The 19,070-nt window shown below is 37.5% G+C and carries 8 protein-coding genes; 3 read left to right on the forward strand and 5 right to left on the reverse strand.

Going from position 1 to position 19,070, the window contains the following annotated elements; all coding sequences use genetic code 11:
* Positions 1-233: 233 nt before the first annotated feature.
* Positions 234-11,174 (forward strand): ESPR-type extended signal peptide-containing protein, encoded by a 10,941-nt coding sequence (locus O1Q81_RS08855; RefSeq protein ID WP_386697167.1) that lies wholly within the window; start codon positions 234-236, stop codon positions 11,172-11,174.
* A 211-nt stretch (positions 11,175-11,385) separates the two neighbouring features.
* Positions 11,386-12,693: a nucleobase:cation symporter-2 family protein gene (locus O1Q81_RS08860; protein WP_386687101.1), complete on the forward strand. Its 1,308-nt coding sequence runs from the start codon at positions 11,386-11,388 to the stop codon at positions 12,691-12,693.
* Positions 12,694-12,736: 43 nt separating this feature from the next.
* Here O1Q81_RS08860 and O1Q81_RS08865 read toward each other — a convergent pair whose 3' ends face one another.
* The 4 genes from O1Q81_RS08865 to O1Q81_RS08880 form a co-directional block, all read right to left on the reverse strand.
* Positions 12,737-13,297, reverse strand: coding sequence for a YtfJ family protein (locus O1Q81_RS08865; protein ID WP_386697170.1), 561 nt, complete (start codon positions 13,295-13,297; stop codon positions 12,737-12,739).
* Positions 13,298-13,356: 59 nt separating this feature from the next.
* A complete protein-coding gene (gene deoD, locus O1Q81_RS08870; protein WP_386687103.1) occupies positions 13,357-14,076 on the reverse strand; it encodes a purine-nucleoside phosphorylase in 720 nt (239 codons plus the stop codon).
* A gap of 26 nt (positions 14,077-14,102) precedes the next feature.
* Entirely contained in the window at positions 14,103-15,332 is a 1,230-nt protein-coding gene (locus tag O1Q81_RS08875) for a phosphopentomutase (protein ID WP_386694577.1), read from the reverse strand.
* 112 nt (positions 15,333-15,444) lie between these two features.
* Positions 15,445-16,710 (reverse strand): NupC/NupG family nucleoside CNT transporter, encoded by a 1,266-nt coding sequence (locus tag O1Q81_RS08880; protein ID WP_386694579.1) that lies wholly within the window; start codon positions 16,708-16,710, stop codon positions 15,445-15,447.
* A 137-nt stretch (positions 16,711-16,847) separates the two neighbouring features.
* Here O1Q81_RS08880 and O1Q81_RS08885 point away from each other — a divergent pair, with 137 nt between their 5' ends.
* Positions 16,848-17,483: a YitT family protein gene (locus O1Q81_RS08885; RefSeq protein ID WP_386687109.1), complete on the forward strand. Its 636-nt coding sequence runs from the start codon at positions 16,848-16,850 to the stop codon at positions 17,481-17,483.
* A gap of 67 nt (positions 17,484-17,550) precedes the next feature.
* Here O1Q81_RS08885 and O1Q81_RS08890 read toward each other — a convergent pair whose 3' ends face one another.
* Positions 17,551-18,993 carry a YdgA family protein gene (locus O1Q81_RS08890; protein WP_386697173.1) on the reverse strand — a complete coding sequence of 481 codons (1,443 nt, stop codon included), beginning with the start codon at positions 18,991-18,993 and terminating at the stop codon, positions 17,551-17,553.
* Between the last annotated feature and the right edge of the window lie 77 nt (positions 18,994-19,070).

The raw sequence follows: 19,070 nt of genomic DNA on the forward strand, positions 1-19,070 counted from the left end.
GACTTGACTTGACTTGACTTGACTATTATACAACTTAGTATTAAAATTCGCCAATCCTAAATTACATACACAACATAAAGTTACCCGATCTTCTAGCAAAAATACCTTTAACATAAAGAGGAAAATAGAAGATTGAAATCGGTTTAGATTATATAGATAGCGAATATTATGGAGATATTATCTATCTATATAATCTGAATGAGTTTTATCAACACCAATATGTAAGGTTCAATATGAACAAAATTTATAAAGTTATCTGGAGCAAAGTAACACAGTCTTTTGTGGTTGTTTCTGAACTTGCCTCAAGCCAAGGCAAAGCAAAATCTTCTGTTGTCAATCAACAAAGTAAATTGTCTTCGTTATTGAGTATTTGTTTTCAATTAAGTGCGGTGGCAATTCCGCTATTTTCTACGATTCAAACTGCATCGGCGACAAGTATTGCGATTGGTGCAACTTCATCATCTAATAATGCAACCAATAATGGTTCAACCACTAAAGGGGCAGATAGTATAGCTATTGGTAATGCTTCAACAGCCATTGGACCAGGTAGTATTGCTATCGGTGCAAATGCAACCGCAAATATAACCGATAAGGGAGATCGTAGCCAAGGTGCTGTCGCTATTGGTGCGTTTTCAGTCGCCAATGGAAATCAATCAGTTGCCTTAGGTGATAAGGCACTAGCTCTTGGAACACAATCGAGTGCTATTGGTAATAATGCCGCTGCAACAGGTTTTGGGTCTATTGTGATTGGTGGTGATGATACTGGTTACAACAAGAACAATCCGTCAATTATTGATCCTTATAGCTATAATACTCTCGGTCTAGCTATTGGTTATATGCCTAAAGATGATACTAATAGCTATTCTAACTACCGTACTCCAGTATCATCAGGAGTAGGTTCAGTTGTAGTCGGGGTACATGGTCAAGCATTAAGTAATGGTTCTACTGCGATTGGGGTATATGCTACTGCGGGTGATAATGGTGCAGAAATACCTAATTCTAGTACTTCAACTACCGCCATCGAGGCAACTGCTGTTGGTGCATTTGCTCGAGCTCGTGATACCCATTCTACCGCTATTGGTTATAAAGCAAATTCATTTGGTGAAAATTCTACCGCAATTGGTTCATTAGCTCAAACTGATGGTACTAATGCCACGGCTATTGGTTTAGATACAAAAGCCTCAGCAAATGACTCTATTGCTATTGGTACTGGTGATAATGTTACAGGTAAAATGTCTGGTGCGATTGGTGGTTCGACAACGGTTAATGCGAACAACTCTTACTCGTTGGGTAATAGCAATACAATTAAAGCTGGTGCAGATAATACTTTCGTAGTGGGTAATAATGTCAGTTCTGCAATGGACCCAAATTCAGTAATTTTAGGTAATGGTTCAAGTGGCACTGAAACTGTAAACTCGACTAATTCAGCAACTATTAATACGATAACCTATAGCACTTTTGCTGGTGTTGGTAGTCAAGCCAAAGGGTATGTGAGTGTTGGATCATCTGGAAATGAGCGTCAAATCAAAAATGTGGCAGCAGGTGAAATCTCTGCGACTTCCACAGATGCGATCAATGGTTCTCAGTTATATGTAGTCGCTGATACGTTAAGCAAAAAAATACCGACTGTTGTGGCAGGGGCTAATACAAATGTTGCTTCAAGTAGTACAACAACAGGAACGACTTATACCGTTAATGCCTATAATACTACGGCAACAGCAGGCTCTACTTATGTAAATGTAACGGAAAAAGTTACTGGTTATAACATTTCTTATGCAATCGATTTAAACCAAACTACAAAAGATACCATCGTAACCGCAAATACCACTGCACACGCTGCGAATGCTACTGCGAATAAAGCAAATACTACTGCAAATCTAGCGAATACTACCGCAAATACAGCGAATGGTACTGCGAATACTGCGAATACGACCGCAAACATGGCGAATACCACTGCAAATACCGCCAATGGTACTGCAAATGTGGCAAATACTACTGCAAACACAGCGAACACCACTGCAAATAACGCTAATGGCACTGCGAATACAGCAAATAACACTGCAAATGTAGCAAATAAAACTGCCAATACAGCAAATACTACCGCAAATACAGCGAATACTACCGCAAATGCAGCAAACACTACGGCAAATATAGCCAATGCCACCGTAAATAAAGGTTGGAATATTACAACTTCTGCATCAGATGGTTCTGCAACAAATACCACCGATGAAAATGTTCAAATGGGTGAGAATGTCACGATTGATGCAGGTCAAAACATCAATATTACCCAAAGTGGTCAAAAGATCTCTATTGCAACCTCAATGACACCAACATTTACCTCTGCAACATTTGGTGGAACAACAATTAATAGTGATGGGTTAACTATTACCAATGGTCCGAGTATCACCACATCAGGGATAAATGCTAGTAATAAAACCATTACTAACTTAGCTAATGGGGTAAATAATTCCGATGCAGTAAATAAAGGTCAGTTAGAAGTGGTTAATACTACGGCTAATGCAGCGAATACTACTGCGAATACGGCGAACACTACCGCAAATACGGCAAATACTACCGCAAATACAGCGAATGGCACTGCGAATACTGCGAACACTACCGCAAATACAGCGAATACTACCGCAAATGCAGCAAACACTACGGCAAATATAGCCAATGCCACCGTAAACAAAGGTTGGAATATTACAACTTCTCAATCCAAAGGTTCTGCAACGAGTACTACAAATGAAAATGTTCAAATGGGTGAAACTGTTACGATTGATGCAGGTCAAAATATCAATATTACCCAAAATGGTCAAAATATCTCTATTGCAACCTCAATGACACCAACATTTACCTCTGCAACATTTGGTGGAACAACAATTAATAGTGATGGGCTAACTATTACCAATGGTCCGAGTGTTACCACATCAGGGATAAATGCAGGTAATAAAACCATTACTAACTTAGCTAATGGGGTAAATAATTCCGATGCAGTAAATAAAGGTCAGTTAGAAGTGGTTAATACTACGGCTAATGCAGCGAATACTACTGCAAATACAGCTAATGGTACTGCGAATACAGCCAACACCACTGCAAATACGGCGAACACTACTGCAAATGCAGCAAATACAACTGCCAACGCTGCCAATGCGACTGTAAATAAAGGTTGGAATATTACAACTTCTGCATCAACTGGTGGTAGCGTTTCAGGCACTGAAAATAAAAATGTTCAAATGGGTGAAACAGTTACTATTGATGCAGGTCAAAACATCAATATTACCCAAGCTGGTCAAAAGATCTCTATTGCAACTTCAATGACACCAACATTTACCTCTGCAACATTTGGTGGAACAACAATTAATAGTGATGGGCTAACTATTACCAATGGTCCGAGTGTTACCACATCAGGGATAAATGCGGGTAATAAAACCATTACTAACTTAGCTAATGGGGTAAATAATTCCGATGCAGTAAATAAAGGTCAGTTAGAAGTGGTTAATACTACGGCTAATGCAGCAAATACTACTGCGAATACCGCTAATGGTACTGCGAATACTGCGAACACTACCGCAAATACGGCAAATACTACCGCAAATACAGCGAATGGCACTGCGAATACTGCGAACACTACCGCAAATACAGCGAATGGCACTGCGAATACTGCGAACACTACCGCAAATGCAGCAAACACTACGGCAAATATAGCCAATGCCACCGTAAATAAAGGTTGGAATATTACAACTTCTGCATCAGATGGTTCTGCAACAAATACCACCGATGAAAATGTTCAAATGGGTGAGAATGTCACGATTGATGCAGGTCAAAACATCAATATTACCCAAAATGGTCAAAAGATCTCTATTGCAACCTCAATGACACCAACATTTACTTCTGCAAAATTTGGGGATACTTTAATTCAGAATGACGGTTTAACTATTGTTGGTGGTCCAAGTATAACCAAATCAGGGATAAATGCAGGTAGTAAAACCATTACTAACGTAGCGGATGGAGTAAATGCTACAGATGCAGTGAATAAAGGTCAGTTAGATGCGGTGAATACCACTGCGAATACAGCGAATAATACTGCGAATACAGCGAATAATACTGCGAATACAGCAAATACTACCGCAAATGCAGCTAATACGACTGCAAACGCTGCCAATGCGACTGTAAATAAAGGTTGGAATATAACAACTTCGCAATCCACTGGTGGTAGCGTTTCAGGTAATGATTCAAAAAATGTTCAGATGGGAGATACTGTTACTATTGATGCGGGTCAAAATATCAATATTACGCAAAGTGACAAAAAGATCTCTATTGCAACTTCCATGACACCGACATTTACTTCCGCAACATTTGGTGGAACATTGATTAATAGTGATGGTTTAACTATTACTGCTGGTCCAAGTATCACTAAATCAGGGGTAAATGCAGGTAATAAGAATATAACCAATGTTGCCACACCAATCGCTGGGACTGATGCTGCCAATAAAGATTATGTGGATAATGTTAAGTTAAACTATGCTGGTGACAATAGTACCAGTGGTTCAAATAAATTGACCGACACAGTAACCTTTGCAGGTACCGAGCAACAAATCGTAACCACGGCAGAAAATGGCAAAGTGAGCTTTAAATTAGCTGACGAAGTAAACGCATCATTAAGTAAAGCGGATTCAGCTTTACAAAGTTTTACTGTAGGTGCTGATAAAGGTACGAATGCAACTATTAATAATACCAGTACGCATTTTAATATTGTAGGTACGCCAAATTATGTTAATACCACGGTAAATGGTCAAAATATCACGGTAGATATTGCTCAATCTTTTAAAGATACCGTAACAAACAATACGCAAAATATTAGTAATAATGCTCAAAATATTACTAATAATGCCAATAATATTACCAACAATACTAATAACATTACTAACAACACCAATAACATTACTAAAAATACGGGCGATATTGCAAATAATACGCAAAATATTACCAAAAATGCCACTGAAATTGCCAAAGGTTTTGGTTTAAAAGCCCAAGATGGTCAAGAGATCACTAAAGCATTAGGCGAAAAAGTTGAGGTGATTGGTGGTAACGATAATATTAATACCTCTGTAGCTAATGGTAAAATCCAAGTTAATTTAAATAATACATTAAATTTAACCAATGCTGGATCTGTGACTGTGGGTAATAGCACAATCAATGATAATGGATTAAACATTACCAACGGCACAACGACTGTTAGCTTAACCGAGAAAGGATTAGATAATGGTAATCAGACGATTACTCATGTTGCTAATGGTACTAATGGTACAGATGCAGTAAATAAAAACCAATTAGATGCTGTTAATGCTACAGCTCACGCTGGTTGGAACTTTAATACCAGTGGTAATGTAACTACTTCTAATGTAGCACCAAGTAGTACCGTCACTTTTAATGGCGATAAAAATGTTAATGTAACTCACAATGGTTCTACTCTTAATGTTTCATTAAATAACACGGTAGATTTAGGTACTAGCGGTTCATTAAAGGTTAATAGCACAACTATTAATAGTAACGGAACGATTTCTGGTGTAACCAACGGCACTCTTTCTACCACTTCAACTGAAGCCGTAAATGGGTCACAGTTGTTTGCTACTAACCAAAATGTGGCAAACAATACCCAAAATATTGCTAACAATACAGCTACGATTAATAAAGGTACGATGTATGGTGGCGATATTGGTAACGCATTTACCCTTAAATTAGGGGAACAAGCGAATGTGAAAGGTGGTATATCCGATACAACAGCTTTAACTGATAATAACTTAGGCGTGGTATCCGATGGTACCAACACATTAATGGTGAAATTGGCGAAAGAATTAACCAATTTAACCAGTGCAACATTTGGTAATGATACTACTGATAAAACTGTAATCAATAAAGACGGTGTAACCATTACTAATGGTACAGACACCATAAGTTTAACTGAGAACGGTTTGGATAACGGTAATAAAACTATTACTAACGTAGCTGCTGGGGTAAATGATACAGATGCTGTAAATAAAGCTCAGTTAGATGCAGTAACTACCACAGCTAACGCTGGTTGGAAATTACAAGCAAATGGTACCAACGAATCAACAGTAGCACCAAATGATACCGTGAGTTTAAATAATACCGATAAGAATATTGTTATTAGTAAAGAAACTACGGACGACAATGTTACTTTCAATTTAGCCAAAGACTTAACTGGCTTAACTAGTGCAACATTTGGTGATACATCAATTAATAATGATGGCTTAACCATTAAAGACGGTCCGAATGTCACTAAATCAGGTATTGATGCTGCGAATACGAAAATTACTAACGTAACTGACGGTGCAGTAAATGCAACTTCTAAAGATGCGGTAAATGGTTCACAATTATATGCGACTAACCAAAATGTAACTAACTTAAATACCACTGTAAGTAAGGGATTGACTTTCAATACTACAGATACCAGCACTGAATTTAATCGTAAATTGGGTGACACCATTACCATTAATGGTGGTGCAGATGCTAATGCAGCAACTGCGGCTGGTAATATTAAAGTTAAAATGGATAACGGTGTAATTAGTTTAGATTTATTATCTAACTTAACTAATCTAACCTCTGCTGTATTTACTAATTCGACTAATAATTCGACTGTAACAGGAGATGGAATCACTGTAACCAATGGTACAAATACGACAAGTCTAACAGTGAACGGTTTGGATAACGGTAATAATACGATTACTCATGTCGCCAACGGTACAAATGGTACAGATGCAGTTAACTTTGATCAGTTAAAAGCGGTCAATGCCACAGCTAACGCAGGTTGGAATTTTAATACTAGTGGTAACGTAACAAAAACTAATGTTGCACCAAATAATACTGTCACTTTTAATGGCGATAGCAATATCAATGTCACTCACAATGGTTCTACTCTCAATGTTTCATTGAATAATACTGTAGATTTAGGCACTAGCGGTTCATTAAAGGTTAATAGCACAACTATTAATAGTAACGGAACAATTTCAGGTGTAACCAACGGTACACTTAATGCCACTTCAACTGAAGCAGTCAATGGTTCACAGTTGTTTGCTACTAACCAAAATGTGACCAACAATGCTAATGAAATCGCTAAAGGTACGGTATATGGCGGTGATACAGGTACAAGTTTCACTCGTCAATTAGGGGAACAAACTAATGTGAAAGGCGGTATAACGGAAGAATCCAAACTAAGTGATAATAACTTAGGTGTGGTATCTGATAATACCAACAACACATTAATGGTGAAATTGGCGAAAGAATTAACCAATTTAACCAGTGCAACATTTGGTAGCGATACGGATAAAACTGTAATCAATAAAGACGGTGTAACCATTACTAATGGTACAGATACCATAAGTTTAACTGAGAACGGTTTGGATAACGGTAATAAAACCATTACTAACGTAGCTGCTGGGGTAAATGATACAGATGCTGTAAATAAAGCTCAGTTAGATGCGGTAACGACCACTGCTAACGCTGGTTGGAAATTACAAGCAAATGGTACCAACGAATCAACAGTAACACCAAATGAAACGGTGAGCTTAAATAATACCGATAATAATATCGTTATTAGCAAAGATAGTTCAAATGACAATGTTACCTTTAATTTAGCCAAAAACTTAACTGGCTTAACTAGTGCAACATTTGGTGATACATCAATTAATGATAATGGTTTAACCATTAACAACGGTCCGAGCATAACTAAATCAGGTATTGATGCCGCTAATACGAAAATTACTAACGTAACTGACGGTGCAGTAGATGCAAATTCTAAAGATGCAGTAAATGGTTCACAGTTATATGCAACTAACCAAAATATTAGCAATGTATCTAGTAATGTGTCCAATAATACCGCCGAAATTGCTAAAGGATGGAATTTAACCACTTCAGCCAATGGCGGTGCTGTATCTGGCAATAGCACTGAACAAATCAATATGGGTGAAACCATTTCATTCATTGCGGGCAAAAATGTTAATCTTACTCAAGCAACGAATAATATTACGATTGCTACTGCTGATAATGTAACTTTCACTAACGTGACTTTAGGTGATACAACCAAGACAACCGATGGTCTTGTTACGTTGACTAAAGAGGGTTTAACCGTAACTAATGGTACGAGTACTGTAAACCTAACTACCAGCGGTTTGGATAATGGTAATCAGACAATTACTCATGTCGCCAACGGTACTAATGGTACAGACGCAGTAAATAAAAACCAATTAGATGCTGTTAATGCCACAGCTAACGCAGGTTGGAATTTTAATACTAGTGGTAATGCAACCGCTTCTAATGTTACACCGAATAGTACTGTAACCTTTAAAGGCGATAGCAATATCAATGTAACTCATAACGGTTCAGATTTGACTGTATCCTTAAATAAAGATGTCAATTTAGGTACTGACGGTTCATTAAAAGTTAATAGCACAACTATTAACAATAATGGAACTATTTCAGGTGTAACTAACGGTACACTTAATGCCACTTCAACTGAAGCAGTCAATGGTTCACAGTTGTTCGCTACTAACCAAAATGTGACAAACAATACCCAGAATATTGCTAACAATACAGCTACGATTAATAAAGGTACGGTGTATGGTGGTGATATAGGTACAAACTTCACTCGTAAATTAGGTGAACAAACTAATGTGAAAGGCGGTATAACGGATGAGTCCAAACTAAGTGATAATAACTTAGGTGTGGTATCTGATAATACCAACAACACATTAATGGTGAAATTGGCGAAAGATCTAAACTTAACCAGTGATGGTAGTGTAACCATGGGTGATACGCTGTTAAATTCTACAGGATTGACCATTACTAATGGTCCAAGTGTTACTAACAATGGTATTCAAGCGGGTAATAAACAAATCACAAATGTATCAAGCGGTTTAGGTGGTACAGTGCTTAAAGATGCTTCTGGCGACACATTGAAAAATGTAGCCAATATTGGTGATCTTCAAACGGTCATTAATAATGTTACTAACGCATCAGCTGGTGGTGGTTTTGGTTTAACCGATGATAAAGGTGATAAAGTTACACAAGATCTCGGTAAAACTATTGCTCTAAATGGCAAAGATGGTATTACGGTTACAGCTAATACAGCTTCAGATGGCTTAGAAATTGGCTTAGGTAATAATGTAACTATCGGTAGCAAAGACGGTGTTGCAGGCATAGTTAATGTCAAAGATAAAGACGGCGATGATACAATTACCCTTGATGCAGAAAATGCCACAGTGTCTATCGGTTCTGATGGATTACCTGGTTCAATCGGCTTAGACGGTACCAACGGTACTATTGGTATCATTGGCAAAGATGGTACAAGTGCTTCTATCACTGTTACCGATGGTGCAAAAGGTCTTGCTGGTAATGATGGTCTGAATGGCGACAGCAAAACTCGTATTACTTATACCAAATCAGATGGTATGCCAGAAGAAGTTGCAACCTTAAATGATGGTTTATTCTTCACTGGTGATGATACTAACGTTACCGTAGGTAAAAAACTCAATGAAACCCTAACCATTAAAGGTAATTTATCGCAAACAGCCAATGTAACTGATCAAAACTTACGGGTTGATGTGGTAGATAATGCGTTAGTCATCAAAATGGCGAAAGAGTTACGAGAATTAACAAACGCCACCTTTATCTCAGGCAATAGCCAATCGGTTCTTGATGGTAATGGCTTTACTATTACATCAAATGTTGCTGGTAAAAACCCTGTGAGTTTAACTGATAACGGTTTGGATAATGGCGGTAATGTGATTAGTAACGTTGGTGCAGGCGTAGCAGATACTGATGCAGTCAATATGAGTCAGTTAAATGCAGTCAATGCCACAGCTAATGCTGGTTGGAATTTTAATACTAGTGGTAACACAACAACAACTAATGTTGCACCAAATAGTACTGTTACTTTCAATGGTGATAAAAATATCAATGTAACTCACGATGGTTCTAATCTCAATGTTTCATTAAATAACACTGTAGATTTAGGTGCTAATGGTTCAATGAAGATTGGTAACACCACCGTTGATAATAATGGCTTAACTGTTGGTAATACGACTGTAACCGATAATGGTTTAACTATTGCTGGCGGTCCAAGTGTTACACAAGCAGGTATTGATGCTGGTAATAAGAAATTGACTGGTGTATTAGCTGGCGATATTTCTGCAACCAGTACCGATGCTATTAACGGTGCTCAGATTTATCAAGTTGAACAAAATGTAAAAGCTGCGAAAACAGAAGTGGAAGCAGGTAATAACGTGAATGTCAGCACTACAACTGGTAAAAATGGTCAAACTGTTTATACGGTCGCCACAGCATCTGATGTGGACTTTGATAAAGTAACCGTTGGTGATGTAACTATCAGCAAAAATAGTGGTATCAATGCAGGTAATCATCAAGTGGCTAATGTTGCAAATGGTTCAATTTCTGCAGATAGCAAAGATGCTGTAAATGGTAGCCAGTTGTATGCAACCAACCAAAACGTAACTAACCTTGGACAAGAGGTTGCTAAGGGTTGGAATGTAACAACTAGTAAGGTTGATGGTTCTACAGGTACAGTTACTGGAAACTCTACAACTAAAGTAGCTATGGGCGATACCGTCAGCGTGAAAGCGGGTAATAACATTGCAATTACGCAAGATGGTAAAAATATTGCCATTGCGACTTCAATGACTCCGACCTTTGATAGCGTGACTGTTGGAACAAAAGGTAATTCAGCGAAAATAGGTACAACTACCGATAATTATGGTAATGCAATTAGTGTTACTGGTGATGATGGTGTTTCTCCTACTCGTATTACTAATGTAGCGGCTGGTCAAGCGGATAATGATGCGGTTAATGTAAGCCAAGTACGTAATATGGCTAACCATATCAACAGCAGCATTAATAAAGTAGATAAAAACCTTAGAGCTGGTATTGCTGGAGCAATGGCTGCAGGTAACTTATATCACGTAACCTTACCAGGTAAATCAATGGTCGCTGCAGGTGCTGGTGTTTATAAAGGCGAAGGTGCAGTAGCAGTAGGTTATTCTCGTTTATCAGATAATGGTAAAATCGGGATTAAATTCTCTGTTAATAGCAATACCCGTGGCGACACTGGTGCTGCAGCCAGCGTAGGATATCAATGGTAAGGAACGCCGTACTAACGGAACGCTTCCTCACCTAAAATATACCGAAGTAACCTTAATACTCCGTAGCTTTATAGACAAGATGCGGAGTATTATTTAGATAAAAAAACTCGAAGTGCGGTGAAAATTTTTATATTTTTCACCGCACTTTTTTCTAACAAAACGCAAACGTTTGCTGTATAATGCGTGCCTATTTTTTAGTTAAGGAATCATTATGAATAATAACCTACTTTACGCAGTAGAAGATAAACCACCTTTTGGGTTAAGTTTATTATTAGCTGCACAGCATTTACTTGCCGCTTTGGGGGGAATTATAGCTGTACCTTTGGTGATCGGTAATGTATTAAAATTACCAACCCCAGATACCATTATTTTAGTGAATGCTGCCCTGTTAGTTTCAGGCATTGTTACCATTATTCAGTGCCGTGGATTAGGTCCGATCGGTATTCGCTTACCTAGTGTAATGGGAACAAGTTTTACTTTTGTGTCAGCGGCACTTGCGGTAGGTTTTAGTGAACATGGTGTTGCTGGTATTCTTGGCTCCTCATTAGTGGGAGCATTAGTCATGATTGCTGGCAGTTTCTTTATGCCACACATTCGTAAATTATTCCCACCAGTGGTCACTGGCACTGTAGTAATGATGATAGGTTTAAGTTTGATTTCTGTCGCAGTGGACTGGTTTGCAGGTGGTCAACGTACGGATGCCAATTATGCTGCCCCTGAAAATCTGATGATGGCAACCTTTGTATTAGTTATTGTCGTAGCATTAGTACAATGGGGGACAGGAATTTTCTCTGCAGCTGCAATCGTAATCGGTATGATGACTGGCTATGTTCTTTGTCTTGCACTCGGCTGGATTGATTTTACTGGGGTTAAAGAAGCTCAAGCCTTTGCTTTACCACAACCCTTACATTTTGGCTTATCTTTCCCAATTACTGGAATTATTGGCATGGCGATTGCATATTTAGTAACAATCGTTGAAAGTAACGGTAACTTTCTTGCATTAGGTAATGCTACTCAAACAGAAATCACGGGGAAACACTTGCGTGGTGGCATACTTTGTGATGGTTTAGGTTCTGCTCTAGCTGCAATCATGTCAACTACGCCATTTTCCTCTTTCTCACAAAATATCGGAGTGATTACCCTGACAGGTGTCGCCAGCCGTTATGTCGTGGCTCTTACCGGTGGATTATTAGTCTTAGCAGGATTATTCCCTGTTTTTGGCGCATTGATCGTATCCATTCCATTACCTGTATTAGGTGGTGCAGGATTAATGATGTTTGCTATGATTATTGCGGCAGGTATTCAAATGCTAGATAACATTGAACGTAGCAAACGCAACGGTTTAATTATTGCTATTTCGATTGGTTGTGGTCTAGCTGTAACAACCCGTCCAGAATTACTTGATAAACTACCAACTTTCTTTAAAGAAATTTTTGGTTCAGGGATTACCGTAGGATCCTTATTAGCCTTGCTATTGAATTTGATTTTACCCGAAGATAAATCAAGCAAAACAAAATAAAAAGACAAAAGTGCGGTGAAAATTCACTGCACTTTGCTATATATTACTGATTAATCAACTTCCCGACTAAATCAATGACTTCGTTAATATATTGATTAGATAATTTACCCTCTGACACAAACTGCACTTTCCCAGTTTTATCTAATACAATAACAGCACTATCTTTTTCTCTTAATTGCCATGCGTTTTTCACCGCACTTTGTTGGTCTAATACTACTTGGCTATGTGGATTTTCTTTCTTACCTTTTTCAGCACTATTTTTTACGAAGATCCCCGTACCAATAACCGCATCATCTGCATTAATAATGCTAGTAGTTTGATATTTATTGCGATCAAATCCTGCTTTTTTAATTGCTTGAATTAATGCCTCATTTTTTTCTTTCGCTGCGGTTCTACCAGCGAAATGATGCACAATACGTACTTTGCCAGCTAACTGAGCAGAATTCCACTCTTGATATTGAACATTGTCGCCGTTTACTTTAATTTCACCGTCTTGTTGTACACTCACTACTGGCAAATTGCTGTTAAGTTGGATATTATGTGCCAATAATCCACTAGAAAATAATGCCGTAGATAATGCAATAATAAGTTGTTTGGTTTTCATAATGATACCTTTATTGAAGACAAAAGTGCGGTGAAAAACACCGCACTTTCTTACATTTATTATTGAGCTATATCACCTATCAACACACTTTCTAATGCAATTTCAATCATGTCATTGAAAGTTAATTGACGTTCTTCTGAGCTGGTTTGTTCGCCAGTACGAAGATGATCTGAAACCGTACAAATACTCAAGGCTTTAGCCCCATATTCTGCCGCTACTGCATAAATCCCTGCGGCTTCCATTTCTACCCCAAGAATGCCATATTTTTCCATGACATCAAACATTCCTACATCAGGAGAATAAAATAAATCTACTGAGAATAAATTTCCTACCCGTACGTTTACACCTTTATTTTTTGCGGCTTGAACAGCTGCTTGAGCCATATCAAAATCAGCAATGGCGGCAAAATCATTATCCTTAAAACGAATACGATTGACCTTGCTATCAGTACAAGCACCAATACCAATAACGACATCACGAACTTTTACATCTTGTCGCACCGCCCCGCAAGAACCAACACGAATAATCTTTTGCACACCATATTCAGTAATTAATTCTTTACTGTAAATTGAGCAAGACGGAATACCCATGCCATGCCCCATAACAGAAATACGGCGACCTTTGTAAGTCCCTGTGTAGCCAAGCATATTGCGAACATTCGTTACTTCTTGAGCATTATCTAAAAACGTTTCAGCAATATATTTAGCTCGAAGTGGATCACCTGGCATTAATACAACATCAGCAAATGCACCTTCAGGTGCGTTAATATGTGGAGTCATAATTTTTTCCTTTTATGTATAGTAAATTAAAGTATGGATTTACCGTAATCCATCGGAGATAAATCAAAATATTTTGTTATAGTTTGTGCAATATCTGCAAAGGTTTCTCGTTGACCTAGAAATTCTTTAGGCACACTTGAACCATAAAGTAAAATAGGAATATGTTCACGAGTATGAATCGAATTCTGCCAAGTTGGATCACAACCATGATCAGTGGTCAGAATTAACAAATCTTCATTATTCACTAATTCCAGTAATTCTGGTAAACGACTATCAAAATATTCTAATCCTGTCGCATAGTCAACAACATCACGATGATAACCGACAGTGGCATCAAAATTAACAAAGTTGGCAAAAACTAGGGTCATTTCCCCCGCACTTCGTATTTCTTGCAAGGTTTTATCAAACAGTTCTTCCAATCCTGAGGCTTTAACTTTTTTACTGATTCCTGTATGAGCATAAATATCAGCTACATTACCGACAGCAACAACAGATCCTTGCTTTTCCTCAATCAATTTCTGTAAGACTGTTTTGGTTGGTGGTTCCAAGGTAAAATCACGGCGATTACTGGTACGTTTAAACTCTTCTACTCTTTCGCCAATAAAGGGACGAGCGATAACACGTCCAATATTATCATTTTCTAATTCTTCACGCACAATCTGACAAAGTTTATATAATTTCTCTAAACCATAATGTTGTTCATGGCAAGCAATTTGAAAAACCGATTCTTCTGAGGTATAAAAAATAGGAAAACCCGTTTTAATATGCTGTTCACCAAATTTTTCTAAGATCATTGCACTTGTCCCATGGCAATTACCTAAATAACCGACTAATCCTGCTTTTTGTACAATACGATTCAGTAATTCTTGTGGAAAGCTATTTTCTTGTTGTGGAAAGACATTCCATTTAAAAAAGACTGGCACACCAGCCACTTCCCAGTGACCAGAAATGGTATCTTTACTTGACGATATTTGTTGAGCAAAGGCATAACCACCAATTAATTCGGGAGAGGATTGAAAACCTTTCGGCAGTTCACCACAAGACTTTTCCGCTGCCAATCCTAAACCTAATTTCTCTAAATTCGGCATTTTTAACAAACCTTGTCGAATAAAGGAATCAGAACTATTCGCTTGGTTCTCCGCACAATATTGTGCAATATGCCCTAGTGTATTGGCGCCTTTATCACCAAATTTATCCGAATCCCTTGCACTACCAATTCCTAAAGAATCTAGCATGATGATAAACACTCGTTTCATAATTTCTTTCCCTTACGTAAATTTACGTAATAAACATCTAGGATTAAAAACAACTACACCACAGACCAATGCTGTGGTGTATAAATAAATATGCTAACTATTATACCGCAGTTTAAGCCAAGGCAACACCACTTAAGCCAATAAATAAACCAGCAATAGTTGCACTCATTAAGTTAGCTAAAGATCCTGCAATAACGGCTTTAATTCCTAAACGAGCAATATCACCACGGCGATTCGGTGCCATAACACCAAGACCACCGATTAAAATAGCAATCGACCCAAAGTTGGCAAAACCACATAATGCGAAAGTAATGATTGCTTTGGTTTTATCGGTTAATTGAATCGCACTTTCAGGGCTTAAATACTTAGTAAATTCTGAATAACCAACAAATTCATTAATTGCTAATTTTGTTCCGATCATTTGACCTGCAACGCCTGCTTCTTCCCAAGGCACACCGATTACCCAAGCTAATGGTTTAAAGACCCAAGAAAAAATCATACCAAGTGATAAGTCCGCATAACCAAACCAACCACCAATGCCACCTAAAATACCATTGATCAAAGCAATTAATGCAATAAACGCTATTAACATTGCTCCAACATTTAAGGCTAATTGCATACCAGATGATGCACCAGATGCAGCAGCATCTAAAACATTAGCAGGTTTTTCTAAAACGACATGTGACATATCATCATCAAATTGCTCAGTTTGTGGATATAAAATTTTAGCAAATAATAACCCTGCTGGAGCCGCCATAAAAGAAGCACTGATTAAATATGGTAATGGTACGCCCATACCTGCATAACCAGCTAATACTGAACCTGCAATAGAGGCTAAACCACCACACATAATGGCAAATAATTCAGAATTGGTCATTTTGCTGATATAAGGTCTAACAATTAATGGGGCTTCCGTTTGACCCACAAAAATATTTGCCGCCGCAGACATAGATTCCGCTTTTGAGGTACCTAATAATTTTTGCAAACCACCACCGATGACTTTAATCACCCATTGCATAACACCAATATAATAAAGTACAGAAATCAACGCAGAGAAGAAAATAATTGATGGCAAGACACGTACTGCAAAAATAAATCCATCGCCTCCCATTACTTCAAAAATTTTGTCACTGGCTAACCCACCAAATACAAATTGAATACCATCAAAACCATAGCTAATCACCTTTTGTACGCCATTAGACAACCAGAGCAAAGCATCTCGCCCAACAGGCACATAAAGAATTAAAGCCCCTAAACCGATTTGAATTAATAACGCACCAAGTACAGTTCTCAAGTTAATCGCTCGACGATTATTTGATAATAAGAATGCAATACCTAGTAATACTACAATACCTAAAAGACTGATTAACGATTCCATGTGTAATTCCTCTCGAAAGTGATAATTGGCTAATTCTAACGCCTTTTATACTTTTCTGCTATAAGTTATATGTTTAATTTTGTTTTTTTCTGCATATTTTTTCATTATTATATATTCAAGCTACTTGGAAATATTGCATGAAACTAAAATCAACAACTTTACCCTCCACTATTTGGACAGCAAAACACATTTGGTCACTTGAAACCAAATCTTTATTTGTCCTGTTACCTACCCTTGTTATTATGGGAATCGGGGAAGGATTGATTTTACTTTCCAATCTTGGCTCAGCACCTTGGACAGTGCTATCACAAGGCATTGCATTGCAAGGAAGTTTTAGTGTCGGTTGGGCATCTTTTATTATCAGTGGAATCGTCATGCTACTTTGGATTCCCTTGAAAGTACGATTAGGTATAGGGACTTTGTTAAATCTGGTGGTCATCGCTATCCTACTCGGCATAACCGTTGCTTCTCTCTCCGTTCAGACCAATTTAATTTGGCAAATAGGTTATTTCTTAGTTGGCATGCTGTTACTCGGTATCGGCACCGCATTTTATCTTACCTGTCATCTTGGTGCTGGTCCTAGAGATGGTTTAATGGTTGGAATATGCCATAAATTTCATTGGAAAATCGGTAAAGTAAGAACCATAATGGAAGTAACTGCTTGTGCTTTAGGCTACTGGTTAGGTGGTACAGTGGGGGTAGGCACATTAATTTATGCCCTTGCGGTAGGTTGGGTTATACAAGGAACTTTAAGTTTATTTAGACATGGTTAAATTAACATAAAAGTGCGGTGCAAAATCTCAACATTTTGCACCGCACTTACTTTCACCTAAAAGCAAATTAATGCTCAACACCTTGCATCATCATACCCAGAATTGCCATTCCAATATATTCTTCTGGAATAATATTGCCGTTAAAATTAATACCCTCTTTTTCTAACTTCAAGTTTAACGAAACTTTATTATCTTTTTCGATGATAATTTCTTGTGCCTTACCTTGTTCGACCAACATTTCCATTTGCTGTTGGGCTTGTGCATCAGCAGTGGTTTTATCTTGCCCTGTAGCCTGTTCCTGTGTGGATAATAATTCCGTTATAGCAGATTTATCGACATTAATATTTAAACTTAACTGCTTAAATAAGCTCAAAATTTTCCCTTTAAAGGCTTTTGAAAAATCCTTCTCTAACAATTCCACATCTAAATCTGCCACTATTTTTCCAGCGTTATTCGTTAAATTTAACGGATTAATTCGCAAGTGCGGTTGATTTTGTAAGAGTTCTAAACTTAATCGTTGCATCTCAGCATCATCATTAGGATCGGTTGCTAAAATTGCACTGACAGTTTTAGCTAAAAGATGATCAGCATTAAAAGTAAACTCAAACTCGCCAAAAGATTTTTCATTCAATTTGGGCTCAGTTTTTAGTGCAACAGCATAATTCATCACATCTTTATCTTGTTTAGCATCTACACTCATTTCTAATTTAGCTAAATCAAAGGTCTCAGTTGGTACATCTGTGTAACTATACGTATAATGCAAATTATCTACACTGGCTTTCCAATTTCCAGTGTAAAGAAATGGTAATTCTGTTGACTTAATATCTGAGTTGGATTTTAAATTATCCAATTCAATCGTCATTTTTTTAAGCTGATTAGCACTTGTTTCAGCAACAAATTTTTTTAAGGCATCGCCCGTTAATGTGACATTTATTTTATCAAAATCAACATCATAGTTCCCCATTCCTTGTAAAGGGAGATCAAATTTAATCACACCTTTATCCCAATTTATTTGGACATCATCAGTGGTTAATTGAGCAGGAATAAAGGTTTCTTCACCATGAATATTTTGGCTATAAGACATGGTTGCTACAAGCGAAATCGGACTTTCATTATTGTTGGTTTGAAGCAATTTAGTCAAATCTTGATTATTGGCTAATTTCGCAGAAAGAGAAAACATGGCAGGCATTATATTTAATTTAGCCACTTGATTTAATGGCAAAGGTCCATGATATAAAGTCCCATCAAAAGGTAAATCCAATGTTAAATTATCTGATTTAATATTTATCTTATAATGAAAATCTGAGCTAAAAATACCTCGTTCAATTTGTACATCTTCAATTTGTGTAATGGCGCCCAACACCTGATTTTCTTGTAGCCAAGTTTGGTAAATTTTACTGATTTGTTGTTGATACTGTTGTTCTATAATTTTCCCAGTGTACCAAGCACCTCCCGTCCAAATTGCTCCTAACGCAATAATAACACCCGTTGCGATTGTTGATTTTTTCATTATTCTAAAACTCCACTTTATATTGTTAATATAAGGCTAATATTAGCATAAACCGCGGTGAATTTTAGGGATTTTTT

This window comes from Lonepinella sp. MS14436, from assembly GCF_042470565.1.
GTDB lineage: Bacteria > Pseudomonadota > Gammaproteobacteria > Enterobacterales > Pasteurellaceae > Lonepinella.